This is a genomic window from Enterobacter sp. 237C8, assembly GCF_034106865.1.
GTDB classification, from domain to species: domain Bacteria; phylum Pseudomonadota; class Gammaproteobacteria; order Enterobacterales; family Enterobacteriaceae; genus Enterobacter; species Enterobacter asburiae_B.
This window is the reverse complement of the sequence record NZ_JAWNDF010000001.1, coordinates 1,891,603-1,917,398: the sequence shown is the minus strand read 5'-3', so window position 1 is coordinate 1,917,398 and position 25,796 is coordinate 1,891,603. Positions and strand designations below refer to the sequence as shown.

General features: G+C 57.0%; 21 protein-coding genes. 16 read left to right on the top strand and 5 right to left on the bottom strand.

Translation table 11 applies throughout. The features are described from left to right. The first annotated feature begins 62 nt into the window (after window positions 1-62). The 11 genes from USF70_RS09260 (at window position 63) to cheZ (ending at window position 11,679) form a co-directional block, all read left to right on the top strand. Window positions 63-635 carry a spore coat U domain-containing protein gene (locus tag USF70_RS09260; protein WP_167818538.1) on the top strand — a complete coding sequence of 191 codons (573 nt, stop codon included), beginning with the start codon at window positions 63-65 and terminating at the stop codon, window positions 633-635. A gap of 12 nt (window positions 636-647) precedes the next feature. Beyond that, a complete protein-coding gene (locus tag USF70_RS09255) occupies window positions 648-1,196 on the top strand; it encodes a spore coat U domain-containing protein (protein WP_047061108.1) in 549 nt (182 codons plus the stop codon). A 16-nt stretch (window positions 1,197-1,212) separates the two neighbouring features. Beyond that, on the top strand, window positions 1,213-1,968 hold the full coding sequence (locus USF70_RS09250; RefSeq protein WP_047061107.1) for a molecular chaperone: 756 nt from the start codon (window positions 1,213-1,215) through the stop codon (window positions 1,966-1,968). Then, the gene (locus USF70_RS09245) at window positions 1,944-4,328 is read left to right on the top strand and encodes a fimbria/pilus outer membrane usher protein (RefSeq protein WP_232937730.1); all 2,385 of its coding nucleotides are present in this window, start codon (window positions 1,944-1,946) and stop codon (window positions 4,326-4,328) included. The genes USF70_RS09250 and USF70_RS09245 overlap by 25 nt, the downstream gene beginning before the upstream one ends. Next, window positions 4,325-5,287: a spore coat protein U domain-containing protein gene (locus USF70_RS09240; RefSeq protein WP_069303012.1), complete on the top strand. Its 963-nt coding sequence runs from the start codon at window positions 4,325-4,327 to the stop codon at window positions 5,285-5,287. The genes USF70_RS09245 and USF70_RS09240 overlap by 4 nt, the downstream gene beginning before the upstream one ends. 84 nt (window positions 5,288-5,371) lie before the next feature. Then, window positions 5,372-7,039 (top strand): methyl-accepting chemotaxis protein II, encoded by a 1,668-nt coding sequence (gene tar, locus USF70_RS09235; protein ID WP_232937735.1) that lies wholly within the window; start codon window positions 5,372-5,374, stop codon window positions 7,037-7,039. 44 nt (window positions 7,040-7,083) lie between these two features. Beyond that, complete coding sequence (gene tap / locus USF70_RS09230; protein ID WP_033145869.1) at window positions 7,084-8,685, top strand: methyl-accepting chemotaxis protein IV; 1,602 nt, start codon at window positions 7,084-7,086, stop codon at window positions 8,683-8,685. Between the two features lie 19 nt (window positions 8,686-8,704). Next, window positions 8,705-9,571: a protein-glutamate O-methyltransferase CheR gene (gene cheR, locus USF70_RS09225; protein WP_023312253.1), complete on the top strand. Its 867-nt coding sequence runs from the start codon at window positions 8,705-8,707 to the stop codon at window positions 9,569-9,571. Further along, window positions 9,568-10,617 (top strand): protein-glutamate methylesterase/protein-glutamine glutaminase, encoded by a 1,050-nt coding sequence (locus USF70_RS09220; protein WP_029741783.1) that lies wholly within the window; start codon window positions 9,568-9,570, stop codon window positions 10,615-10,617. The genes cheR and USF70_RS09220 overlap by 4 nt, the downstream gene beginning before the upstream one ends. A gap of 17 nt (window positions 10,618-10,634) precedes the next feature. After that, window positions 10,635-11,024, top strand: a complete 390-nt coding sequence (gene cheY, locus USF70_RS09215) for a chemotaxis response regulator CheY (protein WP_008500431.1) — start codon at window positions 10,635-10,637, stop codon at window positions 11,022-11,024. Between the two features lie 10 nt (window positions 11,025-11,034). Next, the gene (gene cheZ, locus USF70_RS09210; protein WP_023312251.1) at window positions 11,035-11,679 is read left to right on the top strand and encodes a protein phosphatase CheZ; all 645 of its coding nucleotides are present in this window, start codon (window positions 11,035-11,037) and stop codon (window positions 11,677-11,679) included. A gap of 48 nt (window positions 11,680-11,727) precedes the next feature. Here the strand turns inward: cheZ and USF70_RS09205 are convergent, their stop codons facing one another. From USF70_RS09205 to USF70_RS09190, 4 genes are all read right to left on the bottom strand, one after another. Further along, window positions 11,728-12,891, bottom strand: coding sequence for a fimbrial protein (locus USF70_RS09205; RefSeq protein ID WP_087822793.1), 1,164 nt, complete (start codon window positions 12,889-12,891; stop codon window positions 11,728-11,730). Between the two features lie 4 nt (window positions 12,892-12,895). Further along, entirely contained in the window at window positions 12,896-15,436 is a 2,541-nt protein-coding gene (locus USF70_RS09200) for a fimbria/pilus outer membrane usher protein (protein ID WP_320735555.1), read from the bottom strand. Window positions 15,437-15,445: 9 nt separating this feature from the next. Beyond that, window positions 15,446-16,138 (bottom strand): molecular chaperone, encoded by a 693-nt coding sequence (locus USF70_RS09195; protein WP_087822791.1) that lies wholly within the window; start codon window positions 16,136-16,138, stop codon window positions 15,446-15,448. Between the two features lie 129 nt (window positions 16,139-16,267). After that, window positions 16,268-16,843 carry a fimbrial protein gene (locus tag USF70_RS09190; protein WP_047061101.1) on the bottom strand — a complete coding sequence of 192 codons (576 nt, stop codon included), beginning with the start codon at window positions 16,841-16,843 and terminating at the stop codon, window positions 16,268-16,270. A gap of 502 nt (window positions 16,844-17,345) precedes the next feature. Here USF70_RS09190 and flhB point away from each other — a divergent pair. The 5 genes from flhB to USF70_RS09165 all read left to right on the top strand — a co-directional run bounded on the left by flhB (window position 17,346) and on the right by USF70_RS09165 (window position 23,946). Next, a complete protein-coding gene (gene flhB, locus USF70_RS09185) occupies window positions 17,346-18,494 on the top strand; it encodes a flagellar biosynthesis protein FlhB (RefSeq protein WP_033145863.1) in 1,149 nt (382 codons plus the stop codon). Continuing rightward, entirely contained in the window at window positions 18,487-20,565 is a 2,079-nt protein-coding gene (flhA, locus tag USF70_RS09180; RefSeq protein WP_033145862.1) for a flagellar biosynthesis protein FlhA, read from the top strand. The genes flhB and flhA overlap by 8 nt, the downstream gene beginning before the upstream one ends. Further along, window positions 20,565-20,957: a flagellar protein FlhE gene (gene flhE, locus USF70_RS09175; protein ID WP_033145861.1), complete on the top strand. Its 393-nt coding sequence runs from the start codon at window positions 20,565-20,567 to the stop codon at window positions 20,955-20,957. Before flhA ends, flhE begins: the two co-directional genes overlap by 1 nt. Before the next feature lie 261 nt (window positions 20,958-21,218). Further along, window positions 21,219-22,802 (top strand): MFS transporter, encoded by a 1,584-nt coding sequence (locus USF70_RS09170; RefSeq protein ID WP_039263661.1) that lies wholly within the window; start codon window positions 21,219-21,221, stop codon window positions 22,800-22,802. Window positions 22,803-22,806: 4 nt separating this feature from the next. After that, entirely contained in the window at window positions 22,807-23,946 is a 1,140-nt protein-coding gene (locus USF70_RS09165; protein ID WP_232937749.1) for a glycoside hydrolase family 105 protein, read from the top strand. Window positions 23,947-23,980: 34 nt separating this feature from the next. On the opposite strand, the gene argS is transcribed toward USF70_RS09165, so the two are convergent. Continuing rightward, on the bottom strand, window positions 23,981-25,714 hold the full coding sequence (gene argS, locus USF70_RS09160; protein ID WP_033145858.1) for an arginine--tRNA ligase: 1,734 nt from the start codon (window positions 25,712-25,714) through the stop codon (window positions 23,981-23,983). Window positions 25,715-25,796: the final 82 nt, after the last annotated feature.

Genomic DNA, 25,796 nt, shown 5'->3' with positions numbered 1-25,796 from the left:
CATCTTGAACGACAAAAATAAAATGTGGCAAGGGAACGGAGACGTCTTCTGGAGGGTGGTAAATGAAAAGAAAACTTCTTTTGATCTGCGCAGGCACCTTACTGGCTGGGACAACGGCCCATCAGGCGCTGGCCGTCACCAGCAGCGGCACCATCGGTGCAACGCTGACGCTGACAAACGGGTGTCTGATAAACGGCTCGCCCGCGCAGAGTGGTATTAACTTCGGTACGCTCGATTTCGGTACCCATCCGGCAACCTTTTCCACGCTTACGACGCAGCTGAGCGGCGCTAGCGGCGGAAACACCTTCACCATTCAATGTACGACCGCCAGCTATACGGTCGCGATCACCGGTAATACCCACTCCACCGCGCCCGGCTCCGTTGTCGGTTCGCCGGGCACGCCTGAACGCTATCTGGTGAATACGGCCAACGCGGCACAGGGCGTGGCTTACAGCCTGTACAGCGACAGCGGGTTTAACACCGTGATTGCCAATAACGCCGCGCTGCCGATCGCGTCTACGGCCGGAGGGGTGGACAGTTACACCCTCTACGGACGGATTACCGGCGGCGGTAACAGCGTGACGGTCGTTCCGGGAACCTACACCGACACGATTAACGTCAGCGTCACCTACTAGTCCCAAACCGCCATGAAGGCATCTCTCACAGGTCTGCGCAAACGCGCAGAGGGACGCGTGCAGCCTTTTTTCGCGCTGATCGTCGGATTGCTCACGATGCCCACGGCGGATGCGGTGACATCCCAGTCGTTTAAGGTCAGCGCGACGATCGTACCGGGATGCGCGGTGGCCACCGGTAGCGGAGGGCTTCTCGGTACGCTGGATTTTGGCAGCCATAACGGCGTTGAGAGCGCGCCGGTCAGCACCAGCTTTGTGCCAAACGGGGCGTTGTCTATTGCCTGTACGCCAGGCGTGGCGCTGAGCATGAGCATTAATGGCGGTCAAAATTATTCATCCGTTCGCCGCATGAAGCGCGCGAACGGCGCCGACGTGGTGCCATACCGGCTCTACAGCAGCAGCTCGCTGGCCGCAAACAGCGAAATTGGCGTCAACCAGGCGATAGCGGTGACCTATACCAACAGCAATAACATCGCGCTGCCGCTTTTTGGCGTGGCGCTATTGACCGGGTTTAGCCCGGCGGGAACCTATTCCGATCAGCTCACCGTGACCTTGTCATGGTAATAAAGGGAGAGTGTTGATGAAGCCATTTTTCAGACCGGTTTGTCTGGCGGGCGCGTTGGGAATGGCGGTTGCTGGCCAGGCGCAGGCGGCGGCCACCATCCTGCTCTGGCCCATCGATCCCTGGCTTGCTGCAGACGCCAACGCCACGGAACTGTGGATCCAGAACCAGGGAAATAGTGCCACGACGATGCAGGTCCGCATTGTGCGCTGGAAGCAGGAGGACGGACACGAGCGCTATACCGCGCAGCAGGACGTGGTCGCCAGCCCGCCCATCGTCACGATTGGCACAGGCAGCAAGCAGCTTATTCGCCTTATCAAACAGGCTTCGGTTCCCGCTGGGGTCGAACAGGCCTATCGTATTATCGTCGATGAAATTCCCCAGCCAGATGCCAAAGCCGAACCCGCCATCGGCCTGAAATTGCAGATGCGTTACTCCATCCCTCTGTTCGTATATGGGCAGGGGATCCCGACCATCAAAGAGGGCGCGCATCACGCGCTGGCGGAGACCCAAAACCTGAGCTGGCGGGTGACGCAGGCGGAGGGGAAGCCTGCGCTGGAGGTCAAAAATCGGGGTGATGTCCACGTCAGGCTGAGCCAGGTGGCGCTGGAGCAGGGCGGTCAGAAACGCACGGTGGCGGAGGGATTGCTGGGTTACGTCCTGCCGGGCAGCACCCGCAGCTGGCCTATACCCGCTGGCGTTCGTCAGCCAGAGCGGATGAGCGCGCAGATTAATGCCAGGGACGAACAATGGCAGTCGACGCCCGTCAACTGAAGCCGGCGATGATGATACTGCTATGCGTCAGTTCCGCGACTCTGGCCGGGCCCGGCGACGACAGTTTACCGCCGCCTCCCCAGGCACAGGCGATAAATGATGAAGCGGTTTTCCAGCTGGCCATCGTGGTCAATCATTACGATACCGGCCTGGTCGTGCCCGTGACGCAGCGTAAAGGCGCTTTCTTTATCTCCAGCGCCGATTTGCTGCGCGCGGGGCTGCCCCCGGCGCACGTTCCCACCGGCGAGGTAAATCTCTCCTCGCTTGCTCAGGTTCGGGTGGAGTACGACAGCGCCGCGCAGCGCCTGCTGCTGACCGTTCCCCGCGACTGGGTGACGGCCCGCGTGACGCCTTTCAGCGCGCAAGCGGCGCAGGCCAAACCGCACTACGGGCGCGGGGCGCTGCTGAATTACGATCTCTACACCAACCACACGGAACATATCGGTGGTCAGGCGTCGATCTGGCATGAGTTCCGCTACTTCAACGAAAACGGCTCGTTTTCCTCGACCGGTTACGCGCGGGAAAATTTCACCGGTAACGACGGCCAGCAGGAAGGTTATGTCCGCTATGACACGACCCTGCTGTTCGCTAACGAAGATGACGCGATGAGCTGGAGCGCCGGGGACGTGATCAGCGATGCCCTGAGCTGGAGCTCCAGCGTGCGGATGGGGGGGATAAGCGTCGGGCGGGATTTCTCCCTGCGTCCTGACCTGGTGACATGGCCGCTGCCCGAGTTCGCGGGGGAAGCCGCGGTACCCACTTCGGTCGATCTCTTTATCAACGGCTATCGCTCCGGTTCAACCCAGCTTCAGCCGGGGCCTTTCACCCTGACTAATCTGCCCTATATCAACGGCGCCGGGGATGCGGTGCTGGTCACGACGGATGCGCTGGGGCGCCAGGTAAGCACCACGCTACCGTTTTACGTCACCAGCGACCTGCTCAAACAAGGGCTGAGCGACGGCGCCGTGACGCTCGGCAGCCTGCGGCGTAATTACGGCATCAAGAATTTTGACTACGGTCCGGCAGCCGGCAGCGGCTCGTATCGCTACGGGATGACGGACTGGCTAACCCTCGAGGGCCACGCGGAAGGGGCGCAGGAGCTGGCGCTGGGCGGCGCGGGGACGGTGATAAAACTCGGCCAGTTTGGCGTGGTGAATACCTCTTACTCGCAAAGCCGCATGCGCGGTGATACGGGCGGGCAAATCAACTGGGGTTACCAGTACAGTACCAGCGAGTTTAGCGTCGCCACTCAGCACACGCGTCGCGACCGCGGCTTTGGCAATCTCGCCCTTTACGATCAGCCGACGGTGTATGACGAAAACGATAAGCCCATCGCCAGCTTTAGCCGTAATACGGACCAGTATTCGCTGACCTTCAATCTGGGACGGTACGGCAATATCGGTGCGGCCTGGATCGGCGTGGAGAGTTTTGACAGCCAAAAAACCGAGCTGCTCAATCTCTCCTGGAGCCGCAACCTGTGGGGGGCGAGCAGTATTTACCTGGCCGGCAGCCGGGATCGGCAGCGGGGAGACTGGACGGTCGCGCTGTCGCTGCAGGTGCCGCTGGGTGCGCGCGACAGCGCTGCCGTCACCGTTGAAAATACCCCGGATGCAGGCAGTACCCAGCGCATTAACTACAACCACTCCATGCCTTCTGACGGTGGGTTCAGCTGGAACATGGCCTGGGCCAACCAGTCAAGATCCAGTGATTATCAGCAGGGTACGCTGGGCTGGCGCAATAACAACATCGAGCTGCAGGGCGGCGGCTATGGCGAAAGGGATGCCATGACCTGGTGGGGCGAGGCGATGGGCGCCGTTGTGCTGATGGACGGCGAGCTGTTCGCGGCGAATAAGATCAACGATGCGTTTGTGGTCATCAGTACCGATGGGCACCCGGACGTGCCCGTCAGCTATGAGAACCAGCCCGTCGGTAAAACCAATAACAACGGCTACCTCCTGGTCAGCGGGGTGTCGGCGTATTACCCGGCAAGCTACCGGATTGATACTTTGAATCTGCCGGCGGATACCCGTCTGAAAGAGACCGAGCGGCGGATCGCGATTCGGCGCCACAGCGGCTATCTGGTCGATTTCCCGATGGAGCAGGAACGGGTGGCCAGCGTTATTCTGCATGACGCGCGCGGGAAGGCGTTGCCGGTGGGAAGCCAGGTTCGACGCACCTCGCGCAGCAATGCGGTGGTGGGGTATGACGGCATCGCCTGGCTGGAAAATCTCAGCGATGTGAACCCGCTGGAGGTGATCGCACCTGACGGGAGGCGCTGTAAGACTACCCTGACCGTGGGGGCCAATCCGGAGCACAAGCTGAAAACCTACGGGCCGCTGGTTTGCCGGGAGGAGCCATGACGCGCCTGCTGCTATTCATCCTGCTGCTGTTCTCCGGCGGCGGCTGGGCAGCGTGTACCGTCAGTACGGTTAATGCGTCGTTTGGCAGCGTCACCTCGTTCGCGCTTAGCGGAACCGGAGAAGTTCAAACCACCGGCACGCTGGTGGTGGCCTGCGATGCCGTACTGAATCTGCTGACCAGCGACTCGGTAACGCTGACCTACACCGCGGCATCGGTTTCGGGCAGCAGCCGGGCCACGATGAAACGCACGGATAATGCGGCCATCACCGACGCGATCCCCACCCGGCTGTGCGGGTTATCGGGATGCGCGAGCAGCAGCGAGGTACAGATAAGTAAATCGTATACCTGGAGCGGGAGTACCCTGCTGGGGTTGCTGGGGTCAAAGCAGTACAACATTCCGCTCTATTTCCGCACCGTCGCCGGGCAAAACGTCACTGCCGGGCCATATCAGGTGCAGTTAACCTTCAGCATTAACTACAGCGTCTGCTCCGTCGGCGCGCTCGGCATTTGCACAATCAATCAGACGGGAACCGCGACAACCACCATCCTGCTGGATATGACCGTCACCAACGACTGCAGCGCCATGACCACGCCAGATGTGAACTTCAACAGCGCGCCGCTGGTGCAAAGTTTCCCCACCGTCTCGCAGGCGATTGCCGTCACCTGTACCAAAGGAAGTTCGTATACCATCGGCATTAATAACGGTGCCAACGCGCTGAACAACGTGCGGCGGATGGTGAGCGGCAGCAACGCCATGAGCTACGACATCTATAAGGAAGCCACCGGTAACCGCTGGGGCGGCAGCGGTAGCGAGCGCTGGTCCAGCGCGGTATCGTCCCAGGTCAGTACCGACGGTTTACTGCGCACCTACAACTACACCGCGAAAGTCCTGACCAATCAGGCCACGCCGCCCGCTGGAACCTACACCGACACGCTGATTGTCGACGTGGCGTTTTAACCCCGCGCTTTTCCCTTTCGCAAATGTAAAGTTCCTGTGGGCTGTGCCGATAACACCGTTAATAAATCTATGAGAAGGTGTTGTATGTTGAACCGTATCCGCGTTGTCACAATGCTCATGATGGTGCTGGTCATTTTCGCACTTCTTCAGCTCATCTCCGGCGGGCTTTTTTTCTCGTCATTAAAACAGAACCAGGACAGCTTCGCGGCCTCGAACGATCTCCGCCTGCAGCAGAGTGAACTCACGTCGACGTGGGATCTGATGCTGCAAACGCGTATCAACCTGAGCCGCTCGTCCGCGCGCATGATGATGGACCCCAACAATCAGCAGAGCAGCGCGAAAACCGATCTGTTGAAAAATGCCCGTGCCACCCTCGCTGACGCCGCGAAACATTACGACGCCTTCAAAAAGATCGCCCCGCAGCCTGCTATGGAGCAGGTGAGCCAGAATATCGATGAAAAATACAATGCCTACCATACCGGCCTGACAGAGCTGATTCAGTTCCTGGAGAGCGGCAACATGGACGCCTATTTCGCGCAGCCAACGCAGGGGATGCAAAACGCACTCGGCGCGGCGCTGGGGGAATACGCGAAGGTCAGTGGCGATCTCTATCACTCGGCCTTTACGGCAAGCCAGAATGACTACCGCTTTGCAAAATGGCAGATGGCCGTGATGGCGCTGGCGCTGGTCATTGTGCTGGTCGCGGTCTGGTACGGCATTCGCCATATCCTGCTGAACCCTCTCGGGCGCGTCATTGCCCACATTCGTGAAATTGCCGGCGGTGACCTGACCAAAACGCTGACCGTTTCCGGGCGCAATGAGATCACCGAGCTGGCAAACAGCGTTGACCATATGCAGCGTTCGTTAATCGAAACCGTTGCCAACGTACGTAACGGGTCGGAGGCTATCTACACCGGCACCAGCGAAATTGCGATGGGGAATAACGACCTCTCTTCTCGTACCGAGCAGCAGGCGTCCGCCCTGGAAGAGACGGCCGCCAGCATGGAGCAGCTCACCGCGACCGTGAAGCAGAACGCCGATAACGCCCGCCAGGCGTCTCAGCTGGCGGAAAGCGCCTCCGAGACGGCGCAGCGCGGCGGCCGCGTGGTGGATGGCGTGGTGAAAACCATGCACGAAATCGCCGACAGCTCGAAGAAAATCGCCGACATCATCAGCGTTATCGACGGCATTGCATTCCAGACCAACATTCTGGCGCTGAACGCCGCCGTGGAAGCGGCGCGCGCGGGTGAACAGGGGCGCGGGTTTGCCGTGGTGGCCGGGGAAGTACGCAACCTGGCCAGCCGCAGCGCCAACGCGGCCAAAGAGATCAAGTCTCTGATTGAAGATTCCGTCTCCCGCGTGGATACCGGCTCCGTGCTGGTGGAAAGCGCCGGGGAGACCATGAATGACATCGTGAATGCCGTCACCCGCGTGACGGACATCATGGGTGAAATCGCCTCTGCGTCCGATGAGCAGAGTCGTGGTATCGACCAGGTTGCCCTGGCGGTATCGGAAATGGATCGCGTGACACAGCAAAACGCCGCGCTGGTGCAGGAGTCCGCTGCGGCGGCCGCTGCTCTGGAAGACCAGGCGAGCCGTCTGAAGATGGCCGTCTCGGCGTTTCGTCTCGCTTCACTCGCTGGAAACACGGTCACCCCGCAGGCGACGTATCGCGTGCCAGCCGCTAAATCGGCTGTAAACCGTACGCGCACCGCGACGACCGGACAAGATGAAAACTGGGAAACATTTTGACTGACAATTAAACCGCGGCTGCTTGCCGCTTGATGGGAGCGTGGATGTTAAATCGTATTCGTATCTCGACCACACTGTTTTTGATTCTGATCCTTTGCGGTGTGTTGCAGGTTGGCAGTAACGGGTTGTCTTTTTGGGCGTTTCGCGATGGCTATCAGAATTTGCAGGAAGTTGAGGCGAGTAATCAGCAGCGCTCCGCACTGGCACAAACGCGTGCCGTGCTGTTGCAGGCAAGCACTGCGCTGAACAAGGCGGGAACCTTAACCGCGCTGAGTTATCCGCCGGATGACATTAAAGCGCTGATGGCGACCGCGCGCGACAGTCTGAAGCAGGCTGACGCACAGTTTAAAGCCTTTACGGCGCAGGCCGCCGACAGTGAGAAAGAGAAAGCGCTGAAGGCCGCCATGAAGACGAACTTTGAGCAGTGGTACAGCGATCTGGACCACCAGGCGACGTGGCTTGAGAACAACCAGCTTTCGGACTTTATGACTGCACCGGTTCAGGCCTCGCAGGCGGCGTTTGACGGCAGCTTTAACGCGTGGCAGCAGGATATTAACCAGTCTGTTCAGCGTGCCGGTGACCAGAGTCGTCAAAGCTATCACATGTCGGGCGTCATCTTTGCCGTGGTGGTGATCCTGGCAGGGCTGCTGACCGGCGGGGCACTGCTCTGGTCGCGCAGAATGATCGTACAGCCGCTGGCGATTATCAGCAGCCACTTCGACAGTATTGCGAAAGGGGACCTGGCGCGTCCGGTGGCGGTGTTCGGCAAGAACGAAATTTCGGCGATCTTTGCCAGCCTGAAGGCGATGCAGGGATCGCTGCGGGAAACGGTGAGCGACGTGCGGCAGGGCAGTTATGCCATGCACACCGGGATCTCTGAGATTGCGGCGGGCAACAACGATCTCTCGTCCCGCACCGAGCAGCAGGCGGCCTCGCTGGCGCAGACGGCGGCCAGCATGGAGCAGTTAACCGCGACGGTAAGCCAGAACGCCGATAACGCGCGTCAGGCGTCTGACCTGTCAAAACAGGCGGCGATGACGGCGAAGAAAGGCGGCGACCAGGCGTCCCATGTCGCCAGCACCATGCAGGAGATTGCCACCAGCTCGCAGAAAATTGGTGACATCATCAGCGTGATTGACGGTATCGCGTTTCAGACCAACATTCTGGCGCTGAATGCCGCCGTGGAAGCGGCGCGCGCCGGTGAGCAAGGGCGCGGGTTTGCGGTGGTGGCGGGGGAGGTGCGTAACCTGGCGAGCCGCAGCGCCAACGCGGCGAAAGAGATTAAGGTGCTGATCGAAGAGTCGGTTTCGCGCGTTCAGCAGGGCTCAACGCTGGTGGATACGGCGGCGAAAACCATGCACGAGATCGTCACCTCCGTGACGCGGGTGAACGACATCATGGGCGAGATTGCCTCTGCGTCGGATGAACAGCGTCGCGGGATTGAGCAGGTTGCCCAGGCCGTCAGCCAGATGGATCAGGTGACGCAACAGAACGCCTCGTTAGTTGAGGAAGCGGCAGCGGCAACCGATCAGCTGGCCAGCCAGGCGGATCGTCTGACCGGACTGGTCGCGGTATTTAATGTGAAAGAGCACGTTGAAGCAGTAACAGAAGTCGGGCGGTCGCAGGCCGTGCCAGTTGTATCCTGAATGTAATTAAGAAGGCGCTATGACATCACCAATGCCCCCTGGGCAAACGTCATTATTGTTGCAGATGACACAGCGCCTCGCGCTGTCCGACGCGCATTTTCGTCGGATATGTCAGTTAATCTACCAGCGTGCGGGGATCGTGCTTGCGGATCATAAGCGGGACATGGTCTACAACCGTCTGGTGCGGCGCTTGCGTACGCTGGGGCTGGATGATTTTGGCCGCTATCTGAGCATGCTCGAGGCGAACCAGAACAGCGCAGAGTGGCAGGCTTTTATTAACTCGTTAACCACCAACCTGACGGCGTTTTTCCGTGAAGCTCACCACTTCCCGGTCCTGGCCGAGCACGCCCGCCGTCGCACCGGGGAGTATCGCGTATGGAGCGCGGCCGCCTCGACGGGTGAAGAGCCGTACTCGCTGGCGATAACCCTTGCTGACACCCTGGGCATGACGCCCGGACGCTGGAAAGTCTACGCCAGCGATATCGATACCGAGGTGCTGGAGAAGGCGCGTAACGGCGTGTATCGCCAGGATGAACTGAAAACGCTGTCGCCGCAGCAGCTGCAGCGTTATTTCATGCGCGGCACGGGCCCGCATGAAGGCCTGGTGCGCGTACGCCAGGAGCTGGCGAACTGCGTCGAATTCGCGCCCGTTAACCTGCTGGATAAGCAGTACAACGTGCCGGGGCCGTTCGATGCCATTTTTTGCCGTAACGTCATGATCTATTTTGATAAAACGACGCAACAGGACATTTTGCGTCGGTTTGTTCCGTTGCTCAAGCCTGACGGTTTACTGTTTGCCGGGCACTCGGAAAACTTCAGCAACCTCGCGCGTGAGTTTAGCCTGCGTGGGCAAACGGTATATGCGCTGAGTAAGGAAAAAGCATGAGTAAAATCAGGGTGTTGTCTGTCGATGATTCAGCGCTGATGCGTCAGATCATGACTGAAATTATCAATAGCCACAGCGACATGGAGATGGTGGCGACTGCGCCCGATCCTCTGGTAGCGCGGGATTTAATTAAAAAATATAACCCCGACGTGCTAACGCTGGATGTCGAGATGCCGCGCATGGATGGCATAGATTTCCTCGAAAAATTAATGCGCCTTCGGCCCATGCCGGTGGTGATGGTCTCTTCCCTGACCGGAAAAGGATCGGAAATCACCCTGCGCGCGCTGGAGCTGGGGGCGGTGGATTTTGTCACCAAACCGCAGCTCGGCATTCGCGAAGGGATGCTGGCCTACAGCGAAATGATCGCGGAGAAGATCCGCACCGCATCGCGGGCGAAGCTTGCTGCCCATACGCCATTGGCCGCGCCTGCGACCCTGAAGGCCGGTCCCTTACTCAGCTCGGAAAAACTGCTGGTTATTGGGGCGTCAACCGGAGGAACAGAGGCAATTCGTCATGTACTCCAGCCATTGCCGCTTTCAAGTCCGGGTATTCTGATCACTCAGCATATGCCGCCAGGCTTTACCCGTTCGTTCGCCGAACGCCTGAACAAGCTGTGCCAGATCAGCGTGAAGGAGGCGGAAGACGGCGAGCGCGTGCTCCCGGGACATGCCTATATCGCCCCGGGCGACAAGCATATGGAGCTGTCGCGCAGCGGCGCTAACTATCAAATCAAAATTCATGACGGACCGCCGGTCAACCGGCACCGTCCGTCGGTGGATGTGCTGTTTCATTCGGTGGCGAAACATGCGGGGCGCAACGCCGTTGGGGTGATCCTGACGGGGATGGGCAACGATGGTGCCGCCGGAATGCTTGCAATGCACCAGGCTGGCGCCTGGACGATTGCGCAGAATGAAGCAAGTTGTGTGGTGTTCGGCATGCCGCGCGAGGCCATCAATATGGGTGGCGTGAGCGAAGTGGTCGATCTTAGCCAGGTAAGCCAGCAGATGCTGGCGAAAATCAGTGCCGGACAGGCAATACGTATTTGACTCAGGAGTATTATTTTATGGCGGATAAAGAGCTTAAGTTTTTGGTTGTGGATGACTTTTCCACCATGCGTCGCATCGTGCGCAACCTGCTGAAAGAGCTGGGCTTCAACAACGTTGAAGAAGCAGAAGACGGCGTTGATGCGCTGAACAAACTGCAGGCTGGCGGGTTTGGTTTTGTTATCTCCGACTGGAACATGCCAAACATGGACGGTCTGGAACTGCTGAAAACCATTCGTGCCGATGCCGGAATGGCGTCTATGCCGGTTCTGATGGTTACTGCAGAAGCGAAAAAAGAGAACATCATTGCCGCTGCACAGGCGGGCGCAAGCGGCTATGTGGTGAAGCCATTCACCGCGGCAACCCTGGAAGAGAAGCTCGGTAAGATCTTCGAGAAACTCGGCATGTGAGGTGATGGAAATGTTGCAACCTGCTATGAAACCCGTTGAAGAACACTCGCCGAGCGATATCATCGTCCGCATCGGCAGCCTGACGCGCATGCTGCGTGACAGCCTGCGTGAGCTGGGTCTGGATCAGGCGATTGCCGAAGCGGCGGAAGCCATTCCTGATGCCCGCGATCGTCTGGACTATGTTGTGCAGATGACCGCTCAGGCCGCGGAACGTGCGCTGAACAGCGTCGAAGCGTCACAGCCGCACCAGGATGCGATGGAAAAGGGGGCGAAAGCGCTGAGCAAACGCTGGGACGAGTGGTTTGAGAACCCTATCGAGCTGGCGGATGCCCGTGAGCTGGTGACGGATACCCGTCAGTACCTGGGTGATGTGCCGGGGCACACCAGCTTCACCAACGCCCAGCTGCTGGACATCATGATGGCGCAGGATTTCCAGGACCTGACCGGTCAGGTGATCAAGCGCATGATGGATGTTATCCAGGAGATTGAGCGTCAGCTGCTGATGGTTCTGCTGGAGAACATCCCGGAACCGGCGGCCCGTCCAAAACGCGAGAACGAAAGCCTGCTCAATGGTCCACAGCTCGACGCCAGCAAGGCGGGCGTTGTGGCAAGCCAGGATCAGGTAGACGATCTGCTGGACAGCCTCGGCTTCTGATTGTTTCGATTACCCTCAGGCTGCGGCGTCAACCTGAGGGTAGTTCGGTTAGCGAAGATCCATCTTCACCGTCACGTTACCTTCAAAGCGGCCCGGGGCCGGAGAGGCATTGGTCGTGCTGACCGGTACAGCCTGAATTTTGACCACACCGTTTCCCTGCGCGTCCATCGTCACCGGAAACTCATAGGTCCCGTCCAGCGCGACGTTCTGACTGTGTTCATCATATACACGCACCCCGAGGTCGTCTCTGTCCAGAAGTTTTGCAATGTACGGCGTACTGCTGTCCGCGACCCCCTGATCTGCGGTCAGCGTCAGCTTTATCCGGTCCGTGTTTCCCACTGCGTTATCATCACAGTGGTAGGCAATATCAACGTTTTTGATGGCATAACGTTTTGGCGGTTGCCCCTTGATGACGAATTGCTTGCTGACAATGCTGCCGAACTCAACCTCAATGGTGCTGCCTTCGTTGATAACGCAGCTTAGCGGCGCAGAAAGCGTGCCGCTAAACCAGATATCAGAGACCTGATCTGCCTGCCCGGGATCGCAGCTTCCCCCCGAGCCGAAATAAAGACAGGCATAGTTTTGCGCGACGATCGTCGAAGGGATCACCTCTTGACCCAGGATGGGTTTTTTAATGTGAAGCAGGATCGCCACGACGTTCCAGCGGAAATTACGCTTTACTGTAGCGGCGTTGCTCGGCTGGGTGCCACTACTGCAAACGTTGGCATCTCCCTCCGTTTTGGCGAGTGCATTCTCGCTAGTGTTACGCATATTAGCTCTGGACGTCGGGTATTCATTGACAGCTATCGGGGTCAAAGAAGTGCCGTCCGGAGAGTTGATTGCATCCGCATAGGCGGTGATATCGGCATCGATCTTTTCTGTCAAAAAGCCGTATCCGCTTGTTCCCGGTTTCAACGGGCTTCCGGCGAAGGTTTTTTCATAAACCATGCTCGAAGAAAATATATTCCCGGGACAGCTGCAGTTGGCCACTATCACCGGGCCATTGCCGACCAGATGATTTGGCACATCATAGTCATGATTGGCGATATTTTCGCTGGACGAAAACTCATGATCGAACGTCGTGGTGTAGGCTTGCGGCGCACCGAAGCAGTCATGAAGTAAAGTCGCGGCCATGCTCGGGCTGGTTGCGGTCAGGCTCAGTGCCGTGGCCAATGAAGCCCAGACGGCCCGTTTCTTGAATATAGTTGTCATGTGCTTATTCCTGCTGACAAAGCTCGCTAACCGAGCGAATACCGTTAGGGCTTTCGGTTTGGTTGGCTGACTGTTGCGTAATGCTGGCGCGGCACTGTTGGCCCGTGCCGTTGCCCCACTTCACGGTGAGCTGCGCGGTCTCTCCAATGCCTGACAGATAGACGGTGCTGGTTTCATCGACAATGCCGCTCATCACCGGGTCGCTACTGGTCGCGATGGCGCCGAACGGAACGGGGAGACCGTTTGGACGCTTCAGGGTGACCAGCATCCGGTAGCCTGTGTGGGCATCAAATCTGGCCAGCACCGCCGCGTTGCGCGAGGGAATGACGGTGATGGCGGTATCGCTGCTGTCCACATTTTCCGGCAGGCTCGAGGTATCAATACGAATATTGTTCTCCTGGTACGGAGTGAGTGATGGAATGACTGCGTTACCCTGCCAGTCGGTCTGAATACCCCGCTGGTTCAGGAAACGGACGCCGGAAGCGTCGTTGGCATTGACGATAGCAAACTGGCTTCCTAAAGGTTGAGCCAGCGTGATGCCCTGAGGATGGGCAACAATAGCGCCGCTAATGCCGTAGTTAAGCTGCTGAGAGTGATCGGTGGAAGCGTAATAGCCTGCGGTCAGATTGGCGTATTGCGAGCGGTAACTGCCATAGACGCTGCTGATATCTTCCCCGTCGTGGTTGGAGTGGCTCTGCTGCAACGAGTAGCTCAGACGCTCATCCTCCAGAAGCGTGCCGCTGAGGCCCACGTTTTGCCGCGTATAGCCATTTTTAGTGTTGCTGATGTTGTAGCTACTCCAGGCGCGTGGCAGCCATCTGGCGAGAGGAATGCTAAATCCCAAAGAAACCATCCTGTCAGACTCGTCGCCGTTGGTTTTGCTGTACGTATAGGCAATGTGATAGCTCGTGCCGGCAACAACGGTATTGAATCCCAGAGACAGGCTGCGCTCTTTTTTAGAGGTGCCCCAGTAATCCTGCTGATAACCGTTAAGATACAGACTTACCCCAGCAACGGTTTGGCTAACGCTGGCCTGAATGCGGTTGCGTTTATTGTAACGAAACAGCAGATCGTCATCGTGGCCGTCATGCTTCTGGTTGGCGTCGGCAAAGCTGTAATACCCGCGGCTGGAGTATCGGTAGCTGCCGAGGCTGAAGTTGGTATCGGTCGAATCCAGTTTACCGGTATAAAGCAAACGCCATGACTGGCCGGAATGCTGGCTGTTATCGTCTAGCCGGGTATCAGCCATGGTAACGTCAGCGGACAGCGAGCCCAGCGGCCCGAGCGCCAGACCGGCACCGGTATTGGCTGCGTTATAGTCTTTCGAGAGCGTCAGCCCTCCAAACCAGGTGAGAAGGTTATTTAAACCGTAAATCATGCTTCCCTGGAAAAAATCGGGTTCCTTTTGGTCGCTCCCGCTTTCAGCACGATAACGGCCTGCTGTCATTTCGTACTTCATACGCCCAGGCCGCAGCATAACCGCGATACTGGAGTAGGGCTGCGTAAAGCGATGCTCGGTGCCGTCAGCCTCTTTCACCGTAACGTCCAGATCGCCGCTGTTGGTCGTGGAGTAGAGATCGTCGATTTCGAACGCGCCCGGCGCGACATTTTGCTGATAGATGAGGTAGCCATTCTGGCGCACCGAGACTTCCGCATTTGAACTGGCGATGCCGCGTATGACAGGGGCATAGCCGCGTTGGCTGTAGGGAAGCATCTCTTCATCCGACGCAAGGTTAACGCCCCGGTACTGTAAGCTATCAAATACCTCGCCCCGCGTGTTGCTTTCTCCGGCCGTGAACTGTGCCTTGAGGGCGTCAACGTCATGCTGGAGGAAGGTATTGATGTTTTCCCACAGGTTTTCATTCTCTGAATTGCTCCACGTTGAATAGTTGCGCACTCGCCAGCCACCCATGTTGGCGCCGGTGCGCAAATTCAGATACTGACTGGTGGCGCTGTTGTCGCCGCTCTCCTTATTTTTTGATCCTGAGAAAGCGTAGTCACTGAACAACACGGGAACACCGTCGTCCCAGCGCGAAGGATCGATGTAATCGCGACCGGTACTTCTTAACGCGGCCTGAGGAATACTCAACGCTAATGTCATGTTTGAAAAATCAAGCCGCGCGGAGGCCTGGGGGATATAGTTGCTGATATCTTTAGGCAAAGCCTTATTGGCGGGTAACGCAAGCAAGGCGGGATACTGGTCGATAGCAACCCCCCATGCCCGCAGCATATCCGGTGTGAGCTGCGGTATCAGTGACCCTTCCGGGGAGCTGACGTAAGCGATACTGGTGGTGCTCAGGCGGTGTTCGTTCACCTGCACTCGTGAAGAATAGGTGCCGGGTAGCTGAGCATTCGACTTTGAAAAGAGTGAAAGGTCGATATCCTGCTGGGCCAGCATGTCTCCTTCAAGCGATGAGGGAGAGAAACGATACTCACGGGCCAGCGTCGAGAAGCTCGCGATGAGCAAGACACCGCCAAGGCAGCGAAGAAGCGGATTCGGTCTAAAGAGCCGCTCGTATGACATATCATTACGTCCTGTCATCATCGCGGTCTTTTAATCCTGCGCCAGGGTGGCGGTATATTTTTCGGAAGCATTGCCGTAATCGGTTATGCAGCGCCAGGTGACGCTCGTTCCCTGAGCATTGTCAGGGAGAGGAATGTCAGCGCGGGATTTAGGGGCAACCATGTCGGCTTTCTCCACTTTGTGCGCTCCCAGCGCAAGTGAATCAAAGACGCTGTAAAACGCCCCCTCGTTGATGACAGTGAGCAGCTGACCATGACGCGCGAAGCGCAGGTTTTTGCAGGATTCAGAGGGCGTACCGCTCAGTCCGACAGGGCGCCAGAACAGTTTCAGACGCGTTTTATAGATTAACCGCAGGACGTTTTTGTCTCCCTCATCCGTAGCCGTGGCAGGAACGGTTCGTACGTTCATATAGAACAGAGACTCTTTATCGCCTGCTAAGGTTGTCCCGTTCCAGGTAATACGCAGGCTTTGCTCTTTTTGCGGATCGAGCCGAAAGAGAGGCGGTGTCACGATAAACGGTCCGTGCGTTTTGCCATCACCAGTATCCGTCCATGACTGTATTAACCATGGAAGCTCTTTATCATTATTTTGTAAGGGCAGAGCAACTTCCTTTTTCGCGGCATCGTAGATTATGCGTGTGCGACCGATCTGAATACCTGCTGCGTGACAAAAGGTGCTCGCAATAACAGGAATGCATAATAAGACCCGGAGTAAAATGCGCATGGTGAAACCTTTAATAAAGGAGGTTGAAGGGAAATGATAATAGTCCGAGTCCGGACTATTATCAGATCATGACTCCTTAAACGTCATGACGCCTAAATATATATATTATGAATATCAGTAATACGATTATTAACGGTAAAGAATATTTACCGTCATATCAGCATCTGCTGGACCGGCGGTAACCGCATCTGCAAATGATTTATAGCGGGCATTAAAATCAGCTTTAATCGTATCTTCGGATTTTGTCGCCAGTTCGATATAGATCTGCCCTTCAGCGCCGTCCATCGTGATGAGCTTATCATCTTTACCCGCCGGGCTGACGGCAATGCCGATACCGGTGGCCGCGGTTTCGCCCGTGGTAGTAATTTTACTGACGTCCAGCAGCGTCTTGGTCTTGGTCAGGGTCGTTGGGCCGTTAAAGGTCAGCTGAACAGCCGGAAGCCCAGCGCTTGTTAACGGGCAGTTCGCCAGCGTAATGGAGAACTCCGTAAGTGCGGTCTCCTTCCCAACGGTATTAAACAATGATGTAGGATAGGTACCCAGTGGGATAGTACTGTCTGTACCGTCGTCACCCTGAATGGTACAGCTTGATTCGATAATTTCACCCGTAAAGTGAATAGTGCCGGCATTCATTTCTGCGGCGAAACCATTCATCGACAGTGTTGCAAGGGCTAAGCCCGCAATAATATTCTTTTTGAAATCCATATTAAATGTCCCTTAAGTAAAAAGAAATATCTGGCATACATTTTGCTTTCTGGTGAAAAGTAAATTATGTCGTATGAAATTATAACATTTAATTTTCTGCTGGTAAGGTAGTCTCAGGATTAATGTTATATAGATTTATCCATTTTGGGATTGTGTGGGGGAATGATTTATATGGTTTCGATTGCTGTGAATTATTAAATTTACATAGTTATATCATTCCTGCAATGCCGGGAGGTTAAAATCGACGGTTATGTTAATTTTCTTTCGGGATATTTTAGAGTGAATGTTCTTTAAAACTGCGCTTAATTCATTTTGTAATATGAAACACATCACAAAAGCTGGAGAATGTTCGTTCGAACATTCCTTGCCCTTTTTTCCCTAACCCTAATTGCAGAGGGGGGCTTAAACAGGATAAAAAGACCCGGTTATAGGGTTTTTTCAGCCCATTGATGAAAGGCGGTGCTGGCATGATACCCGTGACGTAATGGGCTGAGCATGCACTGTGGCAGAAGAGAACGACGACAAAACGGAAGCCCCCACACCCCACCGACTAGAAAAGGCGCGTGAGGAAGGGCAGATCCCCCGATCCCGAGAATTGACCTCCCTGCTGATCCTTATCGTAGGGGTGTGCATTATCTGGTGGGGCGGGGAGTCGCTCGCCCGCAAGCTGGCGGGAATGTTGTCCACCGGCTTACGTTTTGACCACAGCATGGTCAACGATCCGAATCTGATCCTCAGCCAGATTATTCAGCTTATTAAAGGGGCCATGGTCGCGCTGCTGCCCCTGATAACCGGGGTTGTGCTGGTCGCGCTGGTCTCTCCGGTGATGCTCGGCGGCCTGGTTTTTAGTGCCAAATCGCTGCAACCGAAATTTTCCAAACTGAACCCGCTGCCGGGTATCGCGAAAATGTTCTCTGCGCAGACCGGGGCTGAGCTGCTCAAAGCCGTTCTCAAATCGGTGCTGATGGGCAGTTCCGCGGGATTTTACCTCTGGTACCACTGGCCGGAAATGATGCGTCTTATCAGCGAATCGCCGCTCACCGCGATGAGCAACGCGCTGAATCTGGTTGGGCTTTGCGCGCTGCTGGTGGTGCTCAGCATTATCCCGATGGTGGGTTTTGACGTGATCTTCCAGCTTTATACCCATTTTAAAAAGCTGCGCATGTCGCGTCAGGATATCCGTGACGAATATAAGCAGATGGAAGGTGACCCGCACGTGAAAGGGCGCATCCGCCAGATGCAGCGTGCCGCCGCCCGTCGCCGGATGATGGACGATGTGCCGAAGGCCGACGTCATCGTCACCAACCCGACACACTATTCCGTTGCGCTGCGCTATGACGAAAACAAAATGAGCGCGCCGAAAGTCGTTGCGAAAGGGGCGGGGCTGATCGCACTGCGTATCCGGGAAATTGGTACTGAAAACCGCGTGCCGATTCTGGAAGCCCCTCCGCTGGCGCGTGCGCTGTACCGCCATGCGGATATCGGACAACAGATCCCGGGACAACTCTACGCCGCCGTGGCGGAAGTGCTGGCCTGGGTATGGCAGTTGAAGCGCTGGCGTCTGGCTGGCGGTCAGCGGCCTGTGAAACCTGAAAACCTTCCGGTGCCTGCCGCGCTGGATTTTATGAACGAGAAGGACACTGATGGCTAATCTGGTGGCAATGTTGCGCCTGCCCGGCAACCTGAAATCGACCCAATGGCAAATCCTTGCCGGGCCGATTCTGATCCTGCTAATTCTGTCGATGATGGTACTGCCGCTCCCGGCATTCATCCTCGATCTGCTTTTCACTTTCAATATTGCGCTGTCCATTATGGTGCTGCTGGTGGCGATGTTCACCCAGCGTACCCTGGAGTTTGCCGCGTTCCCGACCATTCTGCTGTTTACCACCTTGCTCCGACTGGCGCTGAACGTGGCGTCCACGCGTATCATCCTGATGGAAGGTCATACCGGTGCGGCAGCGGCAGGTAAAGTGGTGGAGGCATTCGGCCACTTCCTGGTGGGCGGCAATTTCGCTATCGGTATCGTGGTGTTCGTTATCCTCGTTATCATCAACTTTATGGTTATCACCAAAGGTGCAGGGCGTATCGCGGAAGTAGGCGCGCGTTTTGTGCTGGACGGGATGCCGGGCAAGCAGATGGCGATCGACGCCGACCTGAACGCGGGCCTTATTGCCGAAGATGAAGCCAAAAAACGCCGTTCGGAAGTGACGCAGGAGGCGGACTTCTACGGCTCCATGGACGGTGCGAGTAAGTTTGTGCGCGGTGACGCTATCGCAGGCATTCTGATCATGGTGATTAACGTGGTCGGCGGCCTGCTGGTCGGGGTATTGCAGCACGGGATGGACATGGGCCACGCGGCGGAAAGCTATACGCTGCTGACCATTGGTGACGGTCTGGTTGCGCAGATCCCGGCGCTGGTTATCTCCACGGCGGCGGGCGTGATTGTGACCCGCGTGAGTACCGATCAGGACGTTGGCGAGCAGATGGTGGGCCAGCTCTTCAGCAACCCGCGCGTTATGCTGCTGGCCGCTGCCGTTCTGGGTTTGCTCGGACTGGTGCCGGGGATGCCAAACCTCGTCTTCCTGCTGTTTACGGCGGGTCTGCTGGGGCTTGCCTGGTGGATGCGTGGCCGTGAAATCAAACCGGCAGCGGAACCTGTTCAGGTAAAAATGCCGGAGAATACCCAGGCCGTCGAAGCGACCTGGAACGACGTTCAGCTGGAAGATTCCCTGGGAATGGAAGTGGGCTATCGCCTGATTCCGATGGTCGATTTCCAGCAGGATGGCGAGCTGCTTGGCCGTATCCGCAGTATCCGTAAAAAATTCGCGCAGGATATGGGTTTCCTGCCGCCGGTTGTACACATCCGCGACAATATGGACCTGCCGCCCGCGCGCTACCGCATTCTGATGAAAGGGGTCGAAATTGGCAGTGGTGATGCCTATCCGGGCCGCTGGCTGGCGATTAACCCGGGTACCGCCGCAGGCACGCTGCCGGGCGAGCAAACCATCGATCCGGCCTTTGGCCTGGCCGCTATCTGGATTGAAAGTGCCCTGAAAGAGCAGGCGCAAATCCAGGGCTATACGGTTGTTGAAGCCAGTACCGTGGTGGCGACCCATCTTAATCACCTGATCGGGCAATTCTCGGCAGAGCTGTTTGGCCGTCAGGAAGCGCAGCAGCTGCTTGACCGCGTCACGCAGGAGATGCCGAAGCTGACGGAAGATCTGGTCCCGGGCGTGGTGACTTTAACCACGCTGCACAAGGTGCTGCAAAACCTGCTCGAAGAGAAAGTGCCGATCCGCGATATGCGCACCATTCTGGAAACCCTTGCCGAGCATGCGCCGATACAAAGCGATCCGCACGAGCTGACGGCGGTGGTGCGCGTGGCGCTGGGTCGTGCGATCACCCAGCAGTGGTTCCCGGGAACCGGAGAAGTGCAGGTCATTGGCCTCGATACGCCGCTTGAACGCCTGCTGCTGCAGGCCCTGCAGGGCGGGGGCGGCCTGGAGCCGGGCCTGGCGGACCGTCTGCTGGCGCAAACGCAGGAGGCGCTGGCGCGCCAGGAGATGCTGGGCGCGCCGCCGGTGCTGCTGGTGAACCATGCGCTGCGTCCGCTGCTGTCGCGCTTCCTGCGTCGTAGCCTGAACCAGCTGGTCGTGCTGTCGAATATGGAGCTGTCGGATAACCGTCACATCCGCATGACCGCGACGATCGGAGGAAAATAATGCGTAAATGGCTCTGGATTTTGTTCTTCCCGCTGGCGGCGCACGCTGCCGGGGAAGGCACCTGGCAGGCAAGCAGCATGGGTGTGACCCTCAGCAACCGGGGCGTTGCTATGTCATCTAACCCGCTGTCGCCTTCTGAAGGCGTTTCCGGTCAGATGGGCCTTGTGGTCTGGAATTACCGGCTGATTGGCCCAACGCCCGCAGGGCTGCGGGTGCGCCTCTGTTCTCAGACGCGCTGCACGGAAATTGACGGCGAAAATGGCACGACGCAGGCGTTCAACGGCGTACCGGCCATTGAACCTTTGCGTTTCATCTGGGAAGTGCCGGGCGGGGGACGTTTAATCCCGGCGCTGAAAGTACAGAGTAATTCTGTCATCGTGAACTACCGCTAACACCCTGCCTTTTCACCAGCCATCAGCAATTTTGATGGCTGGCTCTCAAAACTGACCTCACCTTTTGATCAAATAGAAACGCTGTTTTATAAATCAGTGACGCGCGTGACGGTACTCTTTGCATTATTGCCATTGACCCTCTTAGTGATGGCAGAAACAGAAAGGTATCAACCGGTCGATGCATTTACTGTAGCCGTCTAAAAGCTCCCGGAAGACGCTTGCTTGCAGGGAGTCTCCCAAAACTGATTAGGGGTGACGGCAATGAGAACACGTAAAATTGGGCTCGCAAATTATCTCGCTTACGGGTCAGGCGATTTCCTCGGGGCGGGTACCACCGCCCTGACGGCGGCCTGGCTTTTATATTTTTATACCACCTTCTGCGGGCTCTCACCGATCGAAGCAACGTTTATCTTTGCCGCTGCAAGGGTGCTGGATGCCGTCGTTAGCCCGTTAATGGGCTTTTTAACCGATAACTTTGGGACGACCTGGCTCGGTAAGCGCTTCGGCCGTCGTAAGTTTTTTATCCTGCTGGGGATTCCGTGCGTGTTCAGCTACTCGCTGATGTGGGTTGGGGACATGAGCTTCTGGTACTACCTGCTGACCTATCTGGTGTTTGATATTGTCTACACCATGATTCTGGTGCCGTACGAAACGCTGGTACCGGAAATGACCGATGACTTTAAACAGAAAACCAAGTTCTCCGGGGCGCGTATCTCTATGGCGCAGATGTCCGCCATTCTGGCCTCCTTCCTGCCGGGGATCCTGTTAACCCACTTCGGGAAAGAAAACGCCATCTCCTTCTTCTACGCAAGCCTGGTCTTCTCCTTGCTCTGCGCGCTGATGCTAACCTTCGTCTGGTTCTTTACCTGGGAACGCCCGCGCGAAGAGTGGTCAGAAGCGGCGCTGCGTGCTGAAGAAGAGAAGAAGAAGCTGACGCTGGGACAGAGCCTCAACCGCCTGATCGTTGAGTTAAGCTCCACGCTGCGCATCAAGATTTTCCGTCAGCATCTGGGCATGTACCTTGGCGGCTATATCGCGCAGGACGTGTTTAATGCGGTATTCACCTACTACGTGGTGTTCGTGCTGATGCAGGAAGCGTCAATGGCGTCCAATCTGCTGGGCACGATGGCTATTTTCCAGTTCTTTGCGGTTATCGCCATGATCCCGCTGTGCATCCGTTTCGGGCCTGCACCGTCCTACCGCATGGTCGTGGTGCTGTTTGGTCTGGCGTCTCTCTCTTACGCCATGCTCTATTACGCGGGCCTGAGTGACGTCTACGCTCTGCTGTTGCTGATCTCAGCGGTTGCCGGTCTCGGTCGCGGCGGTATCAACTACGTGCCGTGGAACACCTATACCTACATTGCTGACGTGGATGAAGCGATCACCGGCCAGCGCCGCGAAGGGATCTTCGCGGGCATCATGACCCTGACCCGTAAGGCGTCACAGGCCGGTGCGGTGATGCTGGTGGGCATCGTGATGCAGATGTCCGGCTTTGTCAGCGGCCAGAAAGTGCAGCCTGCGGAAGTGAGCCACACCATTTTGACGATCCTGAGCGTGGGCACGATCCTGGTGCTGTTCTGCGGCTTCCTCGTTTCCCTGCGCTTCAGGCTCAATTTGCAGACCCACAGCACGCTGCGCGAGGAGACCGCGAAAATGCGTGAGTGTGGTCATGCGATGCCTGAGTCAGCGACGCCACACGCCCGCGCCACCGTTGAGATGCTGGCCGGTATGCCTTATGAGTCACTCTGGGGCAATAACAACATCGGTTATCTGAATCGCAATAAGCCAGCGGCACCCTCGCTGAAGGATCGCGCGGTACTGAATTCGACATACAACAGAGGTTAAGATAATGAAAGTTTGGCCTGTCAAACATAGCCCGTTATTACGTCAGCCAGAGCGCTTTATCGCCCGGGACGAGCTGGAATCGCTGATTCAAAAGGTGACGCATAGCCTGGTCAATATCCACGACAAAACGGGTGAGTTTTTGCTGCGGCTGGACGACGGGCGCGTGATCGACACTAAAGGCTGGGCCGGATGGGAGTGGACGCACGGCGTTGGCCTGTACGGTATCTGGCAATATTACTGCCAGACCGGCGACGAAGGTATGCGAGACATCATCGACAGCTGGTTTGCCGACCGCTTTGCGGAAGGCGCGACCACCAAAAACGTGAATACCATGTCGCCGTTCCTGACGCTGGCTTATCGCTACGAAGAGACCAAAAATCAGGCCTGGCGGCCGTGGCTGGAAAGCTGGGCGGAATGGGCGATGGCCGAGATGCCGCGTACGGAACACGGCGGGATGCAGCACATCACCCTGGCGGAAGAAAACCATCAACAGATGTGGGATGACACGCTGATGATGACGGTGCTGCCGCTGGCGAAAATCGGCAAGCTGCTCAACAAACCGGAATACGTTGAAGAGGCGGTGTATCAGTTCCTGCTGCACGTGCAGAACCTGATGGACCGGGAGACCGGGCTGTGGTTCCACGGCTGGAGCTACGACGGCAACCATAACTTTGCCCGTGCCCGCTGGGCGCGCGGCAACAGCTGGCTCACCATCGCGATCCCGGACTTCCTTGAGCTTGTGGATCTGCCGGAAAACAGCGCCGTGCGCCGCTACCTGGTGCAGGTATTGAATGCGCAGATTGCCGCGCTGGCGAAATATCAGGACGACAGCGGGCTATGGCATACGCTGCTCGACGATCCACATTCTTATCTTGAGGCGTCCGCCACGGCAGGGTTTGCCTACGGCATTCTGAAAGCCGTGCGCAAGCGCTACGTTGGCACGGAGTATGCCGAAGTGGCAGAAAAAGCGATTCGCGGTATCGTCAAAAATATTTCGCCGGAAGGCGAGCTGTTGCAAACGTCGTTCGGCACGGGCATGGGCAGCGATCTTGAGTTTTATCGCCAGATCCCGCTGACGTCGATGCCGTACGGACAGGCGATGGCGATTCTCTGTTTAACGGAATATTTGCGGAAGTATTTCTGATAAGAAAAACCCGGCGCTTGCCGGGTTTTTTGTATTACATGCGTTCTACGGTTTCGATACCCAGGGTATCCAGACCCAGCTTCAGGGTCTTCGCCGTGAGCTGCGCCAGCTTCAGGCGGCTGTTGCGGACCGATTCGTTTTCCGCAGACAGAATAGGGCAGTGTTCGTAGAAGCCGGAGAACAGACCCGCCAGATCGTACAGGTAAGCACACATCACGTGCGGCGTGCCGTCACGCGCGACAACCGTCAGCGTCTCTTCAAACTGCAGCAGGCGCGCTGCCAGCTGCGCTTCACGATCTTCCGTGATGGTCACTGTCGCATTCGCCAGTACGTTTTCATCAATGTTCGCCTTACGGAACACCGAGAGCACGCGGGTGTAGGCATACTGCATGTAAGGCGCCGTGTTGCCTTCAAACGCCAGCATGTTATCCCAGTCGAAGATATAGTCGGTGGTACGGTTCTTGGAGAGATCCGCGTATTTCACCGCACCGATACCCACGGCGTTGGCCAGTTTTTCCAGCTCATCGGCAGACATGTCCGGGTTCTTTTCGGCCACCAGACGGCGAGCGCGTTCCAGCGCTTCGTCCAGCAGGTCGGACAGCTTCACGGTACCGCCCGCACGGGTTTTGAACGGCTTGCCGTCTTTACCCAGCATCATGCCGAACATGTGGTGTTCCAGCGGCACGCAATCCGGCACGTAACCGGCTTTACGCACGATGGTCCACGCCTGCATCAGGTGCTGGTGCTGACGGGAGTCGATGTAGTACAGCACGCGGTCAGCATGCAGCGTCTCGTAACGGTATTTCGCGCAGGCGATGTCTGTGGTGGTGTAGAGGTAGCCGCCATCCTTTTTCTGGATGATCACGCCCATCGGTTCACCTTCCTTGTTTTTATACTCATCAAGGAACACCACCGTTGCGCCTTCGCTCTCTACCGCCAGGTTTTTGGCTTTCAGGTCAGCCACAATGCCGGGCAGCATTGGGTTATAGAGGCTTTCACCCATCACGTCGTCACGGGTCAGGGTGACGTTCAGACGGTTATAGGTCAGCTGGTTCTGAGACATGGTGATGTCGACCAGCTTGCGCCACATCTCGAGGAAGTATTGGTCGCCGCCCTGCAGTTTTACCACATAGCTGCGCGCGCGCTCGGCAAAGGCTTCGTCTTCGTCGTAGTGTTTTTTGGCTTCGCGGTAGAACCCTTCCAGGTCCGCCAGCGCCATTTCACCCGCGTTTTCCTGCTGCTGTTTTTCCAGGTAAGCAATCAGCATGCCGAACTGGGTACCCCAGTCGCCCACGTGGTTCGCGCGGATCACCTTGTGACCGAGGAACTCGAGCGTGCGCACCGCGGCATCACCGATGATAGTGGAGCGCAGGTGGCCAACGTGCATCTCTTTCGCCACGTTCGGCGCAGAGTAGTCGATCACGACGGTCTGCGCCTCCGGCTGGGAAACGCCCAGACGGTCAGATTTCAGGGCCGCGTCAACGTGGCTTGCCAGGAATGCAGGCTCAAGAAAGATGTTGATAAAGCCCGGACCGGCGATTTCGGTTTTGCTGGCAATGCCGGAAAGATCCAGATGCGTCAGTACCTGCTCAGCGAGCTGTCGCGGCGGCATGCCCAGTTTTTTAGCCACTGCCATCACGCCATTAGCCTGATAGTCGCCAAACTGTACTTTTGCTGACTGACGAACCTGCGGTTCGCAATCCGCAGGCGCGCCTGCGGCAATCAGTGCCTGACTGACTTTTTCGGAGAGAAGAGCCTGAATATTCACCTGGATACCTTACGTTTTTGATGCGGGCTTACAGCCGCCCGCGCCAGTTAAAGAATTTAGGGCGGGAGTATACTGCAAATGC

Bases quoted from the DNA above. Each gene is read 5' to 3' on its own strand.
- USF70_RS09260 (WP_167818538.1), top strand. From the start codon at position 63: ATGAAAAGAAAACTTCTTTTGATCTGCGCAGGCACCTTACTGGCTGGG.
- USF70_RS09255 (WP_047061108.1), top strand. From the start codon at position 648: ATGAAGGCATCTCTCACAGGTCTGCGCAAACGCGCAGAGGGACGCGTG.
- USF70_RS09250 (WP_047061107.1), top strand. From the start codon at position 1,213: ATGAAGCCATTTTTCAGACCGGTTTGTCTGGCGGGCGCGTTGGGAATG.
- USF70_RS09245 (WP_232937730.1), top strand. From the start codon at position 1,944: ATGGCAGTCGACGCCCGTCAACTGAAGCCGGCGATGATGATACTGCTA.
- USF70_RS09240 (WP_069303012.1), top strand. From the start codon at position 4,325: ATGACGCGCCTGCTGCTATTCATCCTGCTGCTGTTCTCCGGCGGCGGC.
- tar (WP_232937735.1), top strand. From the start codon at position 5,372: ATGTTGAACCGTATCCGCGTTGTCACAATGCTCATGATGGTGCTGGTC.
- tap (WP_033145869.1), top strand. From the start codon at position 7,084: ATGTTAAATCGTATTCGTATCTCGACCACACTGTTTTTGATTCTGATC.
- cheR (WP_023312253.1), top strand. From the start codon at position 8,705: ATGACATCACCAATGCCCCCTGGGCAAACGTCATTATTGTTGCAGATG.
- USF70_RS09220 (WP_029741783.1), top strand. From the start codon at position 9,568: ATGAGTAAAATCAGGGTGTTGTCTGTCGATGATTCAGCGCTGATGCGT.
- cheY (WP_008500431.1), top strand. From the start codon at position 10,635: ATGGCGGATAAAGAGCTTAAGTTTTTGGTTGTGGATGACTTTTCCACC.
- cheZ (WP_023312251.1), top strand. From the start codon at position 11,035: ATGTTGCAACCTGCTATGAAACCCGTTGAAGAACACTCGCCGAGCGAT.
- USF70_RS09205 (WP_087822793.1), bottom strand. From the start codon at position 12,891: ATGACAACTATATTCAAGAAACGGGCCGTCTGGGCTTCATTGGCCACG.
- USF70_RS09200 (WP_320735555.1), bottom strand. From the start codon at position 15,436: ATGATGACAGGACGTAATGATATGTCATACGAGCGGCTCTTTAGACCG.
- USF70_RS09195 (WP_087822791.1), bottom strand. From the start codon at position 16,138: ATGCGCATTTTACTCCGGGTCTTATTATGCATTCCTGTTATTGCGAGC.
- USF70_RS09190 (WP_047061101.1), bottom strand. From the start codon at position 16,843: ATGGATTTCAAAAAGAATATTATTGCGGGCTTAGCCCTTGCAACACTG.
- flhA (WP_033145862.1), top strand. From the start codon at position 18,487: ATGGCTAATCTGGTGGCAATGTTGCGCCTGCCCGGCAACCTGAAATCG.
- flhE (WP_033145861.1), top strand. From the start codon at position 20,565: ATGCGTAAATGGCTCTGGATTTTGTTCTTCCCGCTGGCGGCGCACGCT.
- USF70_RS09170 (WP_039263661.1), top strand. From the start codon at position 21,219: ATGAGAACACGTAAAATTGGGCTCGCAAATTATCTCGCTTACGGGTCA.
- USF70_RS09165 (WP_232937749.1), top strand. From the start codon at position 22,807: ATGAAAGTTTGGCCTGTCAAACATAGCCCGTTATTACGTCAGCCAGAG.